At 47.8% G+C, this 18,585-nt stretch carries 11 protein-coding genes; 3 read left to right on the forward strand and 8 right to left on the reverse strand.

The genetic code is table 11. The features are described 5' to 3' along the window. Window positions 1-139: 139 nt before the first annotated feature. Together uvrA and VFC92_13900 are read right to left on the reverse strand one after the other, a co-directional pair. Window positions 140-5,050 (reverse strand): excinuclease ABC subunit UvrA, encoded by a 4,911-nt coding sequence (uvrA, locus tag VFC92_13895; GenBank protein HZK09272.1) that lies wholly within the window; start codon window positions 5,048-5,050, stop codon window positions 140-142. A 765-nt stretch (window positions 5,051-5,815) separates the two neighbouring features. After that, window positions 5,816-7,954, reverse strand: a complete 2,139-nt coding sequence (locus VFC92_13900; GenBank protein HZK09273.1) for an elongation factor G — start codon at window positions 7,952-7,954, stop codon at window positions 5,816-5,818. Window positions 7,955-8,486: 532 nt separating this feature from the next. Here VFC92_13900 and asnS point away from each other — a divergent pair. Both asnS and rpoN read left to right on the forward strand, forming a co-directional pair. After that, entirely contained in the window at window positions 8,487-9,863 is a 1,377-nt protein-coding gene (gene asnS, locus VFC92_13905; protein ID HZK09274.1) for an asparagine--tRNA ligase, read from the forward strand. A 91-nt stretch (window positions 9,864-9,954) separates the two neighbouring features. Continuing rightward, the gene (rpoN, locus tag VFC92_13910) at window positions 9,955-11,421 is read left to right on the forward strand and encodes an RNA polymerase factor sigma-54 (protein ID HZK09275.1); all 1,467 of its coding nucleotides are present in this window, start codon (window positions 9,955-9,957) and stop codon (window positions 11,419-11,421) included. A 94-nt stretch (window positions 11,422-11,515) separates the two neighbouring features. Here rpoN and VFC92_13915 read toward each other — a convergent pair whose 3' ends face one another. Further along, entirely contained in the window at window positions 11,516-12,913 is a 1,398-nt protein-coding gene (locus VFC92_13915) for a hypothetical protein (GenBank protein HZK09276.1), read from the reverse strand. A 134-nt stretch (window positions 12,914-13,047) separates the two neighbouring features. Here VFC92_13915 and VFC92_13920 point away from each other — a divergent pair, with 134 nt between their 5' ends. Next, window positions 13,048-13,656 carry a hypothetical protein gene (locus VFC92_13920; protein ID HZK09277.1) on the forward strand — a complete coding sequence of 203 codons (609 nt, stop codon included), beginning with the start codon at window positions 13,048-13,050 and terminating at the stop codon, window positions 13,654-13,656. 214 nt (window positions 13,657-13,870) lie between these two features. On the opposite strand, the gene gap is transcribed toward VFC92_13920, so the two are convergent. The 5 genes from gap to VFC92_13945 form a co-directional block, all read right to left on the reverse strand. After that, the gene (gap, locus tag VFC92_13925; protein ID HZK09278.1) at window positions 13,871-14,878 is read right to left on the reverse strand and encodes a type I glyceraldehyde-3-phosphate dehydrogenase; all 1,008 of its coding nucleotides are present in this window, start codon (window positions 14,876-14,878) and stop codon (window positions 13,871-13,873) included. Beyond that, a complete protein-coding gene (locus VFC92_13930) occupies window positions 14,875-15,900 on the reverse strand; it encodes a glyceraldehyde 3-phosphate dehydrogenase NAD-binding domain-containing protein (GenBank protein ID HZK09279.1) in 1,026 nt (341 codons plus the stop codon). The genes gap and VFC92_13930 overlap by 4 nt, the downstream gene beginning before the upstream one ends. A gap of 315 nt (window positions 15,901-16,215) precedes the next feature. Further along, on the reverse strand, window positions 16,216-16,731 hold the full coding sequence (locus VFC92_13935) for a gamma carbonic anhydrase family protein (protein HZK09280.1): 516 nt from the start codon (window positions 16,729-16,731) through the stop codon (window positions 16,216-16,218). A gap of 79 nt (window positions 16,732-16,810) precedes the next feature. Further along, entirely contained in the window at window positions 16,811-17,326 is a 516-nt protein-coding gene (locus tag VFC92_13940; protein ID HZK09281.1) for an LptE family protein, read from the reverse strand. Between the two features lie 3 nt (window positions 17,327-17,329). After that, window positions 17,330-18,559 carry a sigma 54-interacting transcriptional regulator gene (locus tag VFC92_13945; protein ID HZK09282.1) on the reverse strand — a complete coding sequence of 410 codons (1,230 nt, stop codon included), beginning with the start codon at window positions 18,557-18,559 and terminating at the stop codon, window positions 17,330-17,332. Window positions 18,560-18,585 lie beyond the last annotated feature (26 nt).

Here is an 18,585-nt window from a genome sequence, read left to right on the forward strand (position 1 = left end):
TTTCGACAAGCTCAACAACCAGCTCAAATAGTGGCTATACCAGGGAAATGATCAGCTAATTTTGGAATTTGGTTTTTTGGTTTTTTGGTTTTTTGTCTCCGCATTTCAATTTTCCTCCGCGTCTCTGCGCCTCCACGGTTCATTCCTCTTTGTTCCACCAGCTCATGCGCAGCGCTTCTGCGGTAAGTGAAACATGCGAATGAATAATTTCCGTCGGCGTGCCCAAGGCTACAATGTTTCCGCCCGCTGCTCCGGCTCCGGGCCCCAAGTCGATCACAAAATCCGATTGGGCGATCACATCCAGATTATGCTCGATAATAATCAATGTCTGTCCATGATCGGCAAGCTGCCGGAAGAGGTGCATCAGCATTTCGACATCTTTAAAATGCAAACCTCGGGTTGGCTCATCAAGCAAATAAAGATTGTGGCCGTTACCGGAATGGAGCAATTCCACAGCAAGCAAGAGCCGCTGCAGCTCGCCGCCTGATAAAGTGGATGTAGCCTGGCCACAACAAAGATATCCCAAACCAACACGCTGCATTACTTTCAGCGCTTCAGTGATTTGTTTATCAAAATAAAAAAAATCGATTGCCTCTGCCACGCTCGTTTCTAAAAGGTCGTAGATATTTTTGTTATTGATCCGGCATGCCAGCACCTGTGACTGATAGCGTTTCCCTTTACACTCGTCACAAACCACCGTGACATCCGACATGAAATCGAGCGCTATTTGTATTTCCCCTTTGCCCTGACATTTCTCACAGCGGCCACCGGAAGTGTTGAATGAGAAATGCGTTTTGCGAAGTTTTTGCACAATAGCTTCCGGCGTTTTCGCAAAGTGCGCGCGCACCCGGTCGAACATCCCCGAAAGGGTAAGCAGATTGCTTGACTGACTGGTGGCGGCAGCTTTTTGCGTAAGCATGGCTACCTCATCAAACTGATCGAGTCCTGTTATTTTTTTGCAACCTCTGGCTTGCCGTGCAGCCGCTGAAGCTGCGATGACCTCAAAAAGCAACGTAGATTTCCCGCTCCCCGACACGCCACTGATGGTTACAATTTTCCTTGTCGGAATATGTAGATCAATGTTTTTAAGATTATTGGCGAAAGCCGAATGCATAGTGATAACTTCGGAAAGATTTGCTGGTGGGGCGCTGTTGCTAAGATGTTTCTTTTCATCCAAAAGATATTTGCCGGTAATGGATTTTGTATTGGTTTTGATTTGTTCGGGCGTTCCACAGGCAAGCAAATTTCCGCCCTGCTCTCCTGCTCCTGGTCCTAGCTCCAGCACCTGATCAGCGGCAAGTATAATATCCCGGTCGTGTTCTACCACCACCACAGTATTTCCGGCATTGCGCAAACGACGCAACAGCTCGATGAGTCGCCCGGTGTCGTGCGGATGCAAACCGGTGGTAGGCTCGTCGAGCACACAGGTAACTCCCGTAAGGCCATTGCCAATTTGTGCGGCCAGCCTAACGCGCTGCGCCTCTCCGCCCGAAAGCGTAACAGCTCCCCTACTTACCTGCAGATAGCCCAACCCCAAATCCTGCACGTTTCCCAGCTTTGGCAGCAGCTCATCAACCAGTTGCCTTGCAACCAGTTTTTCTTTTTCATTTAGCGATAGCGAATCCCATCTGGTAAAAAATTCGATTGCCTCATTAATACTCAAATCGGCCAACTGACCAATGTGACAGCCGGCAATTTGAAATGAGCGCGCCGTTTCGTTGAGGCGTGCACCCCGGCAATCGGGGCAGGATACCATTTTCATAATTTCCATCATCGCCTCGCCACGGTGGTCGGCATGCTTGCGGTGGTATTCCTCTTCGACAAGATGCGCCAACCCCGGCCATGTTCCCTCAAAATGATGGGTGCCTTCGCGGACGCCCCTTTTGTAATGCCACGAAACGCTGTAAACCTCATCGCCGGTGCCATTAAGCGCCACCTGCTTTTCCTTCTCCGAAAGGGAATGATAAGGCTTTGAGAAATCCAGATTTAATCGTTTGCCTGCAGCCAACAAGGTATGAACATGCTGGCCGTGCGGATCACCATAAAACTTTCCCCATTTGGTAGCGCCCATCGCGCCTTCCGTGAGTGGCCTTTCGGGATTGCTGATCAGCGCTTGGCTGTCGCAAATGGTTATGGTTCCCAGGCCATCACAACTTTTGCAGGCTCCCTGTTGGTGATTAAACGAAAACAACGAAGAGAAGGGCTGCGCTGAATAAATTTCGGACCGACCGATGCGCGAAAAAAGCAAACGATAAAGATCATAAATACCGGTGACAGTACCCACAGTAGAGCGAACATTGCCAGCGGCCGACCGCTGATGGATGGCGATGGCCGGCGTGATTCCTTCGGCAGAATCGAATCCTGCCGCTGTGCGCATTCCCACCTGTGCACGCACATACGGCGAGAAACATTCCAGAAAACGGTTGCTGCTTTCGGCATACAAGGTGTCGAAAGCCAGCGACGACTTGCCGCTGCCCGAAACGCCGGTGATGACGGTAATTTTATTTTTTAAAATCTCAACATCAATATTTTTCAGATTGTGGGTGGTTACTCCACGAAACCTGATGTTGGGATGAACAACCGCCGGAGGTACGGAAGTGAAAATTCTATTTTTATTATTAAAAAACTCCGCCAACGCTTTACCGGTAAGCGATTGCGGATGATGTAGGATTTCTGTGGGATGTCCTTCGAAAATAATTGTTCCGCCATCTTCGCCGCTTCCAGGGCCAAGATCGATGATGTGGCCTGCCGCAGCCACCACGCCGGCATGATGCTCTATCACCACTACCGTATTTCCCTGGTCGGTAAGCAAGCGAAGTGCCTCAAGTAAAACCTTTACGTCGGCATGGTGCAGACCAATTGTAGGCTCATCGAGCAGGTAGAGCGTGTGTGCCGCCGATGGACGCGCCAACGCCGTGGCTAATTTTATCCGCTGCGCCTCTCCCCCACTTAGTGTTGTCGATCGTTGCCCCAGCTTCAGATAGCCCAATCCTAACTGCACAAGCATTTCAGCGATGCGGCGGATGGCGGGCTGAGCGGAAAAGAAATCCAGCGCCTCTTCTACCGAAAGCTCCAGCACATCATAAATATTGAGCCCACGATAAGTTGCCTGAAGCGTCTCTTCATTAAAACGCCGGCCATTACAGCTTTCGCAAACGATCTCAACATTTCCCATAAAGTGCATACCCACCTGCTGGTAGCCGGCGCCCTGGCAAACCTCGCAGCGACCACCGGCGACATTAAACGAAAACTGTCCTTTTTTCCAGCCACGCTTTTTGCTTTCAGGCAGTGCGGCAAACAAGTCGCGGATGTAGTCGAACATTCCTGTATAAGTGGCAGGATTGCTCCGCGGCGTGCGGCCAATGGGGGCCTGATCTATCATTACCACCTGTTGCACCTGTTCCCATCCGGTTATTTTTTCGAAATACTGAACCGACAAAGATTTATTTTGTATCAGATGCTCAGCTCCTTCGGCCAGCGTCTGCATGAGCGACGACTTTCCGGCACCTGAAACGCCGGTTATAACATTGAGTGCATGCAGATAAAAATGTGCGGATACCTTTTTTAAATTATGCAATGAGGCGCCAATCAAATGGAGGGCCGAACCGGAAACAGGGATTTCTTTATTAATAAAAAAAACTTCCTTGACTAACAAAAAATCCAGCGTGCTGCTGTTGGTAACTTTTAAAGTGCTCAGCGCGGCAGCCGGATGGTTGATGAGCAACTCACCGCCATGGATTCCGGCGGCAGGACCAAGGTCGATCACATGATCGGCATGGCGGAGATATTCGTCGTCGTGCTCCACCACGATCACCGTGTTGCCCTGATCGCGCAGCTCAAAAAGCATATCAATCAGCGCTTTGTTTTCGGTGGGATGCAGCCCGATGGAAGGCTCATCAAAAATGTACAGCACGCCGTTCATCTCTGCTGTGATTTGCGCAGCCAGGCGCAGGCGCTGGCTTTCGCCACCCGAAAGCGTCGTCGATTCCCGGTCGGTAGAAAGATATCCGACGCCGAGCTTTTCGAGAAGATGGGTACGTTTAAGGATTTCGCCAAGCAACAAGCCCTCGGCGGAAGCCGGCTCTGTAGCAGCCTTATAAACTGAAAGCTCCTGCGACAATGCCCTGAGCGAAAGAGCCGCCAGTTGAGCAATATTTTTGCCGTGCCAACGGACCGATCGTGCGGCTGTATTAAGTCGGGTTCCATGGCATTCGGAGCATCGATGGGTGCGCACAAAACGCAGGATATTTTTGTTGCGGTCGCGCCGCAATATCTCGTTCATCACCGGGATCACACCTTTATAAAATCCCATGTCGCGTGGCTTAGCAGTGATTCCGCTCCAGCGCATACGCGATTCGAGGGTATGTTTTCCAAAAGGAATCTCAACCTTATTGCTGCCATACAACACCACCTGTTGCTCTGATTCGGTCAGCTCGTTCCAGGGAATGTCTACCGAAAATCCTTCGGCACGGCACACCTCGTCGAGCACGTCCATGGTTACCTGCGAATAGATAATATAGCCATTGGGCGCTGTAATAACAAAAGCGCCCTGGCGCAGGCTTTTGCTCCCGTCGGCGATGAGCAACTGCGGGTCGATGCGGTCTTCCACACCCAGCCCCTGGCAATGCATACAGGCGCCTTGCGGACTGTTGAAAGAGAAAAGGCTACGCTGGATTTTTAGTTTTGGATCGTCGGAGTGACCGAAGCGCGCCATGAGCAGCCGCAGATAATCGTAAATACCCGTGATGGTGCCCACCGTTGAACGAGCACTGCGAATCACGGTTTTTTGATTTACAGCGATGGCTGGCGAAAGTCCCTCGATGCTTTCAACCTCCGGACGCCTGGTTTTTCCCATCAATTGCCGGGCATGGGCTGAGAATGTTCCCAGGTAACGATTTTCGGCCTCGCGATAAATTACATCATACACCAGCGACGATTTGCCTGATCCTGAAACACCGGTTACAACCACAAGTTGGTTTTTAGGAATCTCTAAAGAAATATCTTTCAGGTTGTTTTGGCTAGCGTGGCGGATGCGGATGACGTCGGACATGGATTAGAAGAGTTTTGTGGGGCAAAGAACGGGAAAAAAGTCCATGGCAATTGACCGGGAGTGAAACGTAAGTTATCCGATGCCAACATGTTGGTCGGGAAAACGGATAATCCTATTTCCTGACTTCGACAATGTGGATAATGAATTGCAAAAATTGTAGGTTAATGCTCTCGAAGTAAGAAGATGAACCCAAAGGGTTCAAATGTTTATAGCACGATGAACGCAAGCAATGTGTTCGACCCCGTCGGGGTCGCATCGTTTTTGCAACAATCGTTTTCTATAAACATGCAATCCCTTCGGGATTAAAAGCGCAAAACATGAAAGAAGCGAAACATCTAAAAGTTCAAAATGAAGAACCCGAAGGGTTCAAATGTTTATAGCACTTTCAGGTTGTTTTGGCTAGCGTGGCGGATGCGGATAACGTCGGACATGGATTAGGAGAGTTTTGTGGGGCAAAGAATGGGAAAAAAGGTGCAGGCCTATTTGGGCAAAATCCAAAAAACATTAAAACAAGTTCCAAATAAAATCCAATTCCAAAAACTCAATAAACCTTATCGTCGAGAGTATTTAATATGTGCTAAACATGGTTTTGTAAATTGTTTTTTTGGAATTTATTTGTCATTTGATATTTGGAACCTGGGAATTCCCGGCAGTATTTCTCCTACCGTGTAAACAGGCGATACGCAGCACTACACTCCAGCTCATAGCGCAAACAAAAAACCCGGCTTTGTGTGGCCGGGTTTTTTTATTGATAAAATGATAATGCTAATCTTCGTCAGCAGCCTGCTCTTCGTATTCTTTGAGCAGCTGGGTTTGCACGTCTCCAGGCACCTGAGCGTACTCGGCAAATTTGAGCGAGTACATGGCGCGGCCGGAAGTGATAGAACTCAACGAGGTAGAGTAGCGGTTCATCTCGGCCAATGGCACACGGGCTTTTATCTTCTGATAATTACCTTCGCTGTCCATGCCCATGATTACCGAGCGGCGTCCCTGCAGGTCGGTCATCACGTCGCCCATCTTTTCTGCAGGAACGGTAACTTCCACATCATAGATCGGCTCGAGAATTTTCGGACCTGCGTTTTTAAAGGCTTCGCGGAAAGCATTGCGTGAAGCAAGTTTAAATGAAATCTCATTAGAGTCTACCGGGTGCATCTTGCCATCATAAATATACACCACGATGTCGCGGGCATAAGAGCCGGTGAGGGGACCGTTTTCCATTTTTTCCATGAGACCTTTCATAATGGCAGGCAAAAAGCGCGCGTCGATGGCACCGCCTACGATACTATTGATCATCAGCAGCTTGCCACCCCACTCCAGTTTCACCTCGTCGGTGCCGCGAACCGGGAACTCGGTTGTAAAAGTCATGCCCTCGGTGTAGGGTTCTATCATCATGTGCACCTCACCAAACTGCCCGGAACCACCCGATTGTTTTTTGTGGCGGTAGGTAGCTTTGGCGCTCTTGGTGATAGTTTCGCGGTAAGCAATTCTGGGTGTAATGTATTCGAATGGGATTTTTTCGAGGTTCTCCACGCTCCACTTGATAAGATTCAGGTGCAGCTCGCCCATGCCACCTGCGATGAGCTGGCGCAGCTCCCTGCTGTATTTAATGGTAAAGGTTTTGTCGACCTTACGCATTTCGTTGAGGACAGCATTTAGTTTCTCGTCGTCGGCGGTGTTGACAGCTTTTATTGCCATGGTCATCTTGGGATCGGGAAACTCTATGGGTTCGATGATTTCGTTGGCGTTTTTGGAAAAATTGAGCGTTTCGTTGGTCGCAGTATTTTTGAGTTTGATGGTAGCACCAATGTCGCCGGAAGAGATTTTAGAAATCTTTTCACGTGTTTTGCGGCCAGCCATAATGAAGAGCTGCGAGAGGCGCTCTTTGGTATCGTTGTTAGCGTTGATCATGTCGGTGCCTTCGTTGAGCTCACCGTTACAAACTTTAAAGAACGACACCTCGCCCAGATGCGATTCGATTACGGTTTTGAAAACAAAAAGTGAAACGGGTTCTTTGGGATCACATTTCAGCTCAGTGCCTTTGGTGGTTTTTACCGGGGGCATCTCGTTGGGTGCCGGTGCCGAATTATTGATAAACTCCATCAGGCGGCTCACGCCCATATTGTGTTTGGCGTTGATGCAAAACACCGGAAACATTCCTCTGCTAACGAGGCCTTTTTTGATGCCTTTAATCATCTCCTCTTCGGTGAGAGTACCGTTTTCAAAAAATATCTCCATGAGTGCTTCTTCGCTCTCTGCAGCTTTTTCGATCAGCTCGGCTTGCAGCCCTTCGGCTTTCTCTTTTTCGCTCTCGGGGATGTCGAACTCCTGGGGAGCGCCACCGTCTTCAGGAAACTTGAAGAGTTTCATTTTTAGCAGGTCGATCACCTGATTGAAACCTAAACCGGGATTCACAGGATATTGACAAACAGTAATATTGCCGCCAAACTGTGCGTGTAGCTGCCGGATAGTTTCGTCGAAGTTGGATTTCTCGTGCTCCAGATGGTTGATGGCGAAGATCACGGGAGTATTGTTACGTGAGGTATATCTCCAGCTAATTTCGGCTCCTACCTCCACACCGTTTTGCGCATTGATCACCATCACACCCGTGTCGGCTACTTTGAGTGCCGAGATTACCTCGCCCACAAAATCGTCGAAGCCAGGGGTATCGATGATGTTAATTTTTTTGCCGCCAAACTCGGCGTACAATACTGTGGAAGAGACGGAGTTTTCGCGTTCGTGTTCTATTTCGCGGTAGTCGGAAACGGTGTTTTTGTCGTCAACGCTTCCTCTTCTGTTTATCAGTCCTCCCTCGAAAATCATGCTTTCGGCAAGTGTGGTTTTTCCGGACTTGGCGCCGCCAACGAGCGCAATGTTCCGGATTTCGTTAGTTTGATATATTTTCATATTATCCGATCAAAAAAAGTGTAAATATTAAAAAGCCAGTGTCTTTCATATTTTTAAAGGGCAGCAAAAATATAAAAAACTGATTAATAACGCGAAAATGTTTGATGATAAATCAAAAGAATGTTTTGGCTGCTGCTGATTTTCAGTCAAAAGAAATCATTTTAAATTACAACTTTAGCATTGCTTGTGGTGGATGGAAGGATAGAAGCAAGCTGTTTTGATGAAGGCGATTGTTCTTTTTTTCGCGAGAGCGAAGAGCTTAAGCATCCAAAGAAAGAATCGATTTCTGATGTGTATTCCTCTAAAAACCGATCCAGGGATGGTAAACTTCTACGTAGTTTTATTTGTAATGCACAGCATTGTGGCTTTTTGAATTTGATGAGAAGTATGAAGAATCAACATCTTACGGATCACCGTCAGCCTAACATTCCCGCATTTATTTGGGCAGAAGATGGCGGATCAGGATAAAGTGTTTATTTTTGCACCTTTCTAAATAAGAATTATTTTTATGACAAATTCGATCAAAAGAACGATGGTTGCGGCTTTGCTGCACGACACCGACTACGACCGCCAGGTGAATGTTAAAGGATGGGTGCGTTCCCATCGCGGAAGCGGAAAAATTGCATTTATCGCCCTCAACGACGGCTCCACCATAAACAGCATACAAGTGGTAGTAGATGTAAATACATTTGATAAAGAGATGCTGAAAAAGGTTACCAACGGATCAGGCATTTCCGTAACCGGGAAGCTGGTGCAGTCGATGGGCAAAGGACAAAATAACGAGATACAAGCCACCGAAATAGTGCTTTATGGCACCGCAGATCCGGAGACTTATCCGCTGCAGCGCAAAGGGCATTCCATGGAGTTTTTGCGCGACATAGCGCATTTGCGGCCACGCACCAACACCTTTGGGGCGGTCCTTCGCATTCGCCATGCGCTCTCTTTTGCCATCCATAAATATTTCAACGACCACGGCTTTTATTACCTGCATTCGCCCATCATCACCGGATCGGATGCCGAAGGTGCCGGCGAGATGTTTCGCGTTACCACGCTCGACCCAAAAAATCCGCCACTGAAAGAGGATGGCACCGTGAACTTTGCAGAAGATTTCTTTGGAAAGCATGCCAACCTCACCGTTTCGGGACAGCTCGAGGCGGAGCTTGGCGCAATGGCACTGTCGCAGGTATATACTTTCGGGCCAACCTTTCGCGCCGAGAACTCAAACACCCCGCGCCATCTGGCAGAATTTTGGATGATAGAACCAGAAATTGCTTTTTATGATATCAACGACAACCAGGATCTGGCCGAAGACTTCCTGAAATATCTGGTGCAGTATGCGCTGGATAATTGCATCGACGACCTGACCTTCCTCAACAAGATGTTCGACGATGAGCTGATAGAAAGGCTGCGCGGAATTATCTCTGTTCCTTACGAGCGCCTCACCTACACCCGTGCCGTAGAAATCCTGGAGCAGTGTGACCGTAAATTTGATTATCCGGTAAGCTGGGGTGTCGACCTACAAGCCGAACATGAGCGCTATCTGGTAGAGGAACATTTTAAAAAACCTGTCATCCTCACCGATTATCCGATAGAAATCAAGGCTTTTTATATGAAACAAAACGACGACGGGAAAACCGTTCGCGCCATGGATGTGCTTTTCCCCAAAATCGGTGAGATCATCGGCGGATCGCAAAGAGAAGAAAACCTGGAGAAACTCACCAAACGCATCCATGAGCTGAACATACCCGAAGAAACCCTTTGGTGGTATATCGACACACGTCGCTATGGCACTGTTCCACACAGCGGCTTCGGACTGGGGTTTGAGCGGTTGGTGCTGTTTGTTACCGGCATGAAAAACATCCGCGACGTTATCCCATTTCCACGCACACCCAAACATGCAGAGTTTTAGTAAGTGTTTTTTAAAAAAGAAGTCTTATTTTAGCAGAAAATATCAGCGAAAGCTTATTAATAAATAACATACAGGAAATCGTAAAGGCATCATGGGCAAACAGGGGTTAGTTCAGAAATTAACATTACAGCATCAGCTATCGCCACAGCAAATACTGCTGATGAAGCTGCTTCAGATTCCCTCTATTGCATTGGAGCAGCGCATAAAACAAGAGATCGAAGAAAATCCGGCACTCGACGAAAGCAGCGAGCTTGAAGACGAGTTGGAAGAACAGGAAGAGGAGTATGAAAATGAGATGGACAGCAAAGACAGCGACGAGTTTGATCTGAGCGACTATCTGGGCGAAGACGACATCCCTTCTTACAAGCTCTCATCCAACAACACCAGCCGCGACGATGAACGTAAGGAGATTCCTTTCTCTTCAGGGCGTACCTTTCACGAAAACCTGACCACACAGCTTAGCATGCGCAACCTCGACGAGAAGCAGATGGTAATCGCCAAAACGATTATCGGCAACCTCGACGACTCGGGATATCTGCAACGCGATCTTACCGCCATGGTCGACGACCTTGCTTTTACTCAAAACATAATAGCTACCGAGGCCGAGATAAGCGAAGTGCTGCAAATGATACAGGAACTCGACCCGGCAGGGATAGGCGCCCGCGACCTGCAGGAATGTCTGCTGATACAACTGCTCCGCAAGAAAAACGAAGAGCCCGACCGCGACCTGAAATTGCCCATCCTGCTTATCGAAGAATACTTCGACGAGTTTACCAAAAAGCATTACGACAGGATCCTGAAAAGGGCTAAAATTGAAGAGGAAGAACTCAAAGAGGCTCTCGACGAAATACTGAAGCTCAACCCCAAGCCAGGCAACTCTATGAACGAGGGCAGCAGGACAAGCCATTATATCTCGCCCGACTTTATCATCACCACCAACGACGGCGAACTGGAACTGACACTAAGCTCACGCAATGCGCCCGAAATACGCCTCAACCCTACCTACACCGAGATGATGAGGGGCTATGCTGCTGACAAAAGCAAGAAGACAAGTCAGCAAAAAGATGCGATCGTTTTTATGAAACGCAAGATCGACTCGGCGCGCTGGTTTATCGATGCCATCCGCCAGCGGCACAACACGCTCACCGTCACCATGACCGCTATCATGAACTATCAGAAGGAGTATTTCCTCACCGGCGACGAAACGCGCCTGCGCCCGATGATCCTTAAAGATATTGCCGAAATCGTCAACCTCGACATCTCTACCATCTCACGTGTGGCCAACAGCAAATACGTACAGACGGCCTACGGCACTTTCCTGCTCAAGAGCTTCTTCTCAGAGTCGATGCAAACCGAATCGGGCGAAGAGGTGTCGACGCGGGAGATAAAAAAGATATTGCAGGACTGTGTAGATGCTGAAGACAAATCGAATCCTATGACGGATGAGGAGGCCACCAGCCTTCTGAAAGAAAAAGGCTACAACATTGCCCGCCGCACCGTAGCCAAATACCGCCAGCAACTGAGCATCCCTGTGGCACGGCTACGCAAGGAGCTTTAGCTAAAATAATCGGAAAACTTACGCAAAAATATAATCTATGAAATGCGTCTTGAGCTTTCTCAGGGGCAGGAACTCTAAAGACAAGAACATTACATCAGGGAATTAACCGATACCGCACTTCATTCCGCTGCGGATCGTACCAGACCAAATGCTTGTAATCGGCAAAAGCCAGAGTTATATTCGCATCATCCATATCCTCTAATTTTTCTGTGGTGTAAATTCCGCGTTCCACAGCTCCTAAAAACCATCCCTGATCCGGTTTGGTATAAAGAAACCTGCAAGCATTGTTTTGGATAATTACATCGGTAATGGCGAGATCATATTCGGCACGGAGTTTTTCAAGATTGATTTCCAACCTTGAGGTTTCGATGGGGAGTGAGAAAACCGAATCGTTGTGAAGATCGATAACTTCGCTTGCAAACTGGTCGAAAATCAAGCCACGTGATGCTTTGGAAGATAAATAATTGTAATACCTTCCGGATGTTTGATGAAATTTTGGAATACGATAATCGAGCAATCCGGAAAAAACCAAGGTATCGTTTTGATAAGAAAAATCGGCGAGGTAGCGCAAATCATCATCAGAATAATCTGTGTGCAAAAGAGCAATAACAAGGTTTTCCTGGTAATTTGCCATTATGGGGGCGCTGGCAGCAACAGTCCATTTTTCGGGTAGAGCGCTATCATCAATGTAAACCCACTGCAAATAATAGTCGTGTAGTTGAATGCTTGCAACAAAGAGTTTGGCCATCACACCCAGATTCCCATTTTCCTGCATAAAAGCATAAGGAATCTGAACCAACACTCTGGCCTGCTGTGCATCAATACTTATGTATGATATTTCAGCTCTGGCTTTGCCTACCCTTTCGAGCAGCTCATAGTGCTCGTGATAATTTTGCATAAATTCACCGGTAGCATCAAAATATTTATAAAAATCAGGCACGTTGATGTTTTCAGGCGAAAAGTAATAAAAGGTGTTGCCATTGTATAGAAGAACTTCCTGCATGGAACGGTTAAAAGCAACAAAGTTTTCATCGACAGCCGATAAAGTCACCTTGTCAAATGATAAAGTGTCGGGTAGTTTTATATCAGAATAATCATCCATCTCGCCATTGAGCAGCCCGAGGATGCTGTTGTAATTTCTGGCAAACTCTTTCATCGGGCACGAATATACCAGAGCACCATCTTCCTCCAGATAAAACTGTGATGACTCTTCACCACCCAGCCGCTGATACAAACTATCTGATTGGATGATCGTATAGCGGTTTTTATCCACAGGATATTGCATCCGAAGGTACCGCAGGTAGCGGTGGTAATTGCCCGCGAAAACCAGCGTGACCTCAACATGCTCCACAAGTTTGTCTGTGTAAATCTGTGCAGCATAACATTTCAAACACTCATTGGTATTTATCTTGACGTAAGCTTTGGGTGTGGCATAAAGACTACCCATCAATCCCATGGCGACGATTACAATAAAAAGATATTTTTTGTTCATATCACAAAACTATAAAAATAAAATCACACGGCTGCCGAATAAAAGAAGTACTACTTTCGCACAAATGTTTTTAGAAATCAAAACCACTCACTGAGACCAGCCGGACGCCAGGAAATAACCAGAAGCTTTTTTACATGGAACAACGTATTGCCACCATCATCTCACGGGCATTCCACCCACTGATCATCACCAGCTATTTTCTGATAATCACCCTCAACCTGCAGTTTCATTTTGCCACCGCCTTGCCCGAAAAGGCGCGCTGGATGATCCTGGGTCTTGCGGTCATCACCACTTTTGTGGTTCCTGTTCTGCTCATCCACATCGGCAAAATACTGCTCCGCCAACTTGCCCCCCTTCACCCGCGTCTGGCGGATGTGCCCGCGCTGATTGCAACCATTGCGATGTATTATTTTGCTTACCGCTTATTCGATCAGATACAGCTTTCGCCGATCTTTAATTTGTTTGTGCTGGGGATGGCCTCGTTGTCGGTGCTACTGCTCATCTTATTAATGCTGAGCAACGTGAGCGTCTATGCCACAGGCGCCGGAGCGCTGACGGGCGCCTTCATTGGTTTGCAAATTGGGCTGGGCATCAACTTGTTGTTTTTTATTTTCCTATCTCTCATCATCGGCGGACTGGTAGGCTTTTCGCGTTTAAAGCTCGAAACCCACCGACCTGCTGAGATCTATATTGGTTACCTTCTGGGGCTGGGCGTAATGCTGGCGCACTATCTCTTTTTGTAAATAATCTGTTCGCAGAACCTTCCCGGTAGATTTCCAGGGATTTTATATTTTTATTTACTAGTTCCTTTAGGGAAGCTGGCTTCGACAAGCTCAGCCACCGCATCCACCGCAGCCAGCGCAGGGCAAGCTTTATTTAATATTCATAAAAAAACGGGAGACAAATCTGATTGCCTCCCGTTTTCACATTTTAATAAACGGCAATGCCGCTGTATGATTATTTGAACTTTTTCAGCATACAGATCAGGTCGACTACGCGGTTGGAGTAGCCCCATTCGTTGTCGTACCAGTTGAGAGTTTTGATATAGCGTTTGCCAAGTACTTTGGTGTATTCGGCGTCGTAGATTGACGAATAGGAGTTGCCGACGATGTCGGTGGAAACGAGATTTTCTTCGCTGTACGAAAGGATGTTTTTCATCTTTTCGCTCGAAGCTGCCAGGCGCACGGCGGCATTTACGTCAGCTACGGTGACGTCGCGCTCTACTTCCACAAACAAATCTACTACCGAACCATCGGGCACAGGAACGCGCGAAGCCATGCCATCGAGTTTGCCGGCAAGCTTGGGGATTACCATTCCTACGGCGCGTGCAGCACCGGTGGTGGTGGGGATAATGTTTTCGGCAGCGGCACGGCCACGACGCCAGTCTTTGTGAGGCACGTCGGCCAGACGCTGGTCATTAGTGTATGCGTGGGTGGTGGTCATCAGTCCTTCGACAATACCAAAAGCGTCGTCAAGCACTTTGGCCATCGGGGCCAGGCAGTTGGTGGTGCAGCTTGCATTGGAAATGATGCGATGTTCGGGCTGAAGCACTTCATCATTCACTCCAACAACAATGGTGGCATCTATCTCATCTTTGGCAGGCACAGTAAGGATGATCCATCTGGCGCCAGCATCCAGATGTGGCTGCAGCGATGCGCGGTCGCGGAAAATACCGGTAGATTCTACTACCACGTCTACCCCCAGTTCTTTCCATGGATATTTGGCGGGATCTTTTATCGTGAGCATCTTTACCCGTTCTTCGGGTGTTACCAGATAGTCGCCTTCCATATGCACCGACTGGCCAAAACCACTCATCACCGTGTCGTATTTGAGCAGATAAGTGAGCACTTTGTCGTCGTACAGGTCGTTGATGGCAACAACATCAATATCAGGATCGGCATTCAGAATTCTAAATACTGAACGTCCTATGCGCCCAAAACCATTAATGGCTACTTTCATTTTCATTTGGAACCTCCTTCGGTATTAAGTTTATCGTAAGCAACAATGAGGTCTTTTATTCGCGAGGCCATAGCCAGGGTATTGTGGTACCAGATGAGCAATTTTACCATTTTGCCCTTGGAGCGCATGGTAGCCTGCTTGTCGTAAATTACTGAGTGGCGGTTTCCAACCACGTCCACCGAAACGATGGGGTCTTCCATAATTTCGAAGATTCCCGGAAGTTTTTTGGCAGCAGCCTCAATAGCAGCATCAATTTCTTTGATGGTTACCTCCGGGTTGCGCATCACCAGGGTGAGATCGAGCAACGAACCTGCCGGGATGGGCACGTTGAGTGCAGTGCCTTCGATGCGTCCCTCAAACTCGGGAAGAATCTTTTGTATCCAGTATGGCGTTGGCGTTTCGTTGGGGATAATATTTTCGGCTGCCGAGCGGCTTCTGCGGAAGTCGCTTCCTGCAGTATCGCGCAAGGGCTGATCGGCAGTGTAAGAATGCACGGTTGTGAGCATGGCGTAGTCAACGCCAAAAGCTTCATCAAGAATCTTGAGCATGATGGCTGTAGCGTTGGTGGTGCTAGATCCGGCCGAAATGAGTTTATCAGATTTCTTCATGTGCGCATCGTTCAAACCATTTATCACGATGCGATCTATGTCGTCGTCGGGCAGTGAAGCCAGGATTACGCGCTTGGCGCCGCCTCTGAGGTGTCCTGCCATTTCTTCGCGTGTGCGATACTTTCCGGTTGCGTCCACTACCACATCTACACCCAAAGCGTCCCAGGGTACATCAGCAGGTCCTTTGCCGGTAACAAAACGCGCACGGCCATTTTTCGACACCAGATAGTTACCTTCCAGCTTCACTTCAACGTCGCCGCGTTTGCGCTTCGACTCCGACTGCAGCAGGTACACCAGAATCTCCGGACGCCCGATGTCGCTGATGGCTACCACTTCGATATGTTCACCCTCAAGGCACAAACGGTACAAGTGGCGATTGATCTCGCCAAATCCCATTAAGCCTAATCGAACTCTTTTCATTTGGTATTCCTTTCTTTTATTGGATTAAAAATTTTAATTCAAAAACAAGCGATCCCTTCCTTTATTGCAAAGAAAAAATCAATTAACAATTTTTTAATAAGAAAAAACAGTCTGCACTTCAGACCATTATTAAAACTTTAAAACATCATGGTTCCGACAATTTAATAGGCCGAAATCCATATTACAAAAAGACATCCGCTGGTAGTCGGGGTAAACATCACAAATAAAATTCAATATCAAAAACCCAGGAGCCAAAATCGCCATGAGGTTTGATTTTTGGAATTTATTTGTCATTAGAAGACTGGATTTTGTAATTTACTCCTGATACCACGAAGCATACATGGTATAACTCTCGGCGATGCGTTGTATCTCGCCTTCCACCAGATCCTGACTGATATCTTTAATTTTTTTGGCAGGAATACCCGCATATACCGTCCCTGAAGGAACCACCGTATTTTTAGCTACAAGCGCCCCGGCAGCGATAATCGAGTTGCTTTCGATAACGGCATGATCCATTATAATAGCTCCCATACCAATGAGCACGTTGTCGTGGATGGTGCAACCATGAACAATAGCGTTGTGGGCTATCGAGACGTGGTTGCCGATGTTCACCGGTGCTGTTTTATACGTGCAGTGTATGATGGCGCCATCCTGAATATTCACCTGGTTGCCGATGCGGATATAATGCACATCGCCGCGCACCACGGCATTAAACCAAACGCTGCAATTATCACCCATTATCACGTCGCCCACTAGGGTAGCGTTGTCGGCCAGGAAGCAGTTGTTCCCCATTTTGGGAGTCGATCCGTTGACAGTTTTTATCAGAGCCATTGTTTTATCGTTTTTATAATATGTCTGCAAAACTACCCCTCGGGGCATAAGTTCAAATTGTTAACATTAATTTAATGTATCACCAGTTTACTACCGTTTTATTGAAGATATCCTCGACAAGTAATTCCACAATGAGCGGCACATAACTATCCGAAACTTCTGTAAGCGGCAGTGCGCTGGGATAATCTTCATATCGGCTAAAAGTCTGATTTTCGAAGCTCTGTGCTTTGTCGTATTTATTTTCAAAGGTCACCTTTACGGCAATGGTGAGGCGGTTGAGGGCCGCACGGTCGTCGCTTTGGATAGCGGTAGGATTTGTGCTGTAGCCGGTTATCTGACCATTTATCACCATATCGCCGCCTTCGGTAACGATGATCAGGTTGGTCTGCGACTGAAACTTGTCGCGCAACTGGTCTGTTAGTTCCTGGCTCAGCGTGGGATTGATGAGCGGCGCATTATTTGAAAAATAATTGATTTGGATGGTCTTTACTTCCGGTGGAATAGAAGCTCCCGTAAAGCTATAATTGACGCTGCACGAAGTGGCGCTTAGCGCGATCAATAAGAAAAGCAATCTTGCAAGAAAATGGGTGCGCATTAGCTAAGTGATTTTATATTCTTTGATCTTTCGGTAGAGCGTCCGTTCGGAAATGCCCAGATCGTGGGCAGCCAGTTTGCGTTTGCCGCGATGTTTTTCCAGCGCACGGCGTATCAGGTCGGCTTCTTTATGCGCTATCGACAGCGATTCTTCCACCTCCTCCATTTCCTCTACCGGCTCCTCCTGGTAGGGTGCGTAGTCGGCACGAATTTCCATATCAGCAGGCATTTCGTTTTTTAGTGTACTGATGTCGTGATAAAGCTTCTGGACGAGCTGCGGGTTATTTTGCTGCAATTCGTGCATGCCTCCGTGGTGGATGATCTCTACCACCGACTGTTTCAATTCCATAATGTCGCGGCGCATATCGAAAAGTATTTTGTAAAGGATGTCGCGCTCGGTCATGTTTTTGTATTCCGCTTTGTCGGCATAAAGCACCGGTAGCTTGGGCACGTAAGCTTCAGGCAGATATTTCATCATTGTTTGTGCGTTGATTTCGCGTTCGCTTTCGATGATCGAAATCTGCTCGGTGATATTTTTGAGCTGCCGCACATTGCCATCCCATCGGTAGTCGACAAGCATATCTACGGCTTCGGGAGTGAGATGCAGAGGAGGCATGCGGTATTTCCCGGCAAAGTCGCTGGCAAATTTGCGGAAGAGCAAATGAATGTCTTCTTTGCGCTCGCGCAATGGCGGGATGAAGATAGGCACAGTGCTCAGGCGGTAATACAAATCCTGCCTGAAGTTTCCTTTGTCGATGGCTTCCGGAACGTTGACGTTGGTGGCAGCAATAACGCGCACATCAGTTTTGATAACTTTTGAAGAACCCACTTTCAGAAACTCACCTGTTTCGAGCACGCGCAGTAGGCGTACTTGCGTGGAGATGGGCAGCTCAGCCACTTCGTCCAAAAAGATGGTACCGCCACTGGCCACTTCAAAATATCCTTTGCGTGCTTCGTGTGCGCCGGTAAAAGATCCTTTTTCGTGGCCAAAAAGTTCGGAGTCGATTGTTCCTTCAGGGATAGCTCCGCAGTTCACTGCGATGTAGGATCCATGTTTACGCGATGAAAGTTGGTGTATGATCTGCGGAAAAACCTCTTTGCCCGTTCCGCTCTCGCCGGTGATGAGCACCGTGAGGTCGGTGGGCGCCACTTGCACGGCAATGTCGAGAGCGCGGTTTAGTCCGCTGGTGTTGCCAATAATTCCAAATCGTTGTTTAATACTTTGTAGTTCCATCGGGTAAAACTTTTATAAAAAAAGAA

It is taken from the genome of Bacteroidales bacterium (genome assembly GCA_035647615.1).
In the GTDB taxonomy this organism is placed as follows: Bacteria; Bacteroidota; Bacteroidia; order Bacteroidales; family 4484-276; genus SABY01.

Coding starts and splice junctions, on each gene's coding strand:
- uvrA (HZK09272.1), bottom strand. CDS start 5,050: ATGTCCGACGTCATCCGCATCCGCCACGCTAGCCAAAACAACCTGAAA.
- VFC92_13930 (HZK09279.1), bottom strand. CDS start 15,900: ATGAAAAGAGTTCGATTAGGCTTAATGGGATTTGGCGAGATCAATCGC.
- VFC92_13915 (HZK09276.1), bottom strand. CDS start 12,913: ATGAACAAAAAATATCTTTTTATTGTAATCGTCGCCATGGGATTGATG.
- VFC92_13935 (HZK09280.1), bottom strand. CDS start 16,731: ATGGCTCTGATAAAAACTGTCAACGGATCGACTCCCAAAATGGGGAAC.
- gap (HZK09278.1), bottom strand. CDS start 14,878: ATGAAAATGAAAGTAGCCATTAATGGTTTTGGGCGCATAGGACGTTCA.
- VFC92_13920 (HZK09277.1), top strand. CDS start 13,048: ATGGAACAACGTATTGCCACCATCATCTCACGGGCATTCCACCCACTG.
- VFC92_13940 (HZK09281.1), bottom strand. CDS start 17,326: ATGCGCACCCATTTTCTTGCAAGATTGCTTTTCTTATTGATCGCGCTA.
- VFC92_13945 (HZK09282.1), bottom strand. CDS start 18,559: ATGGAACTACAAAGTATTAAACAACGATTTGGAATTATTGGCAACACC.
- asnS (HZK09274.1), top strand. CDS start 8,487: ATGGTTGCGGCTTTGCTGCACGACACCGACTACGACCGCCAGGTGAAT.
- VFC92_13900 (HZK09273.1), bottom strand. CDS start 7,954: ATGAAAATATATCAAACTAACGAAATCCGGAACATTGCGCTCGTTGGC.
- rpoN (HZK09275.1), top strand. CDS start 9,955: ATGGGCAAACAGGGGTTAGTTCAGAAATTAACATTACAGCATCAGCTA.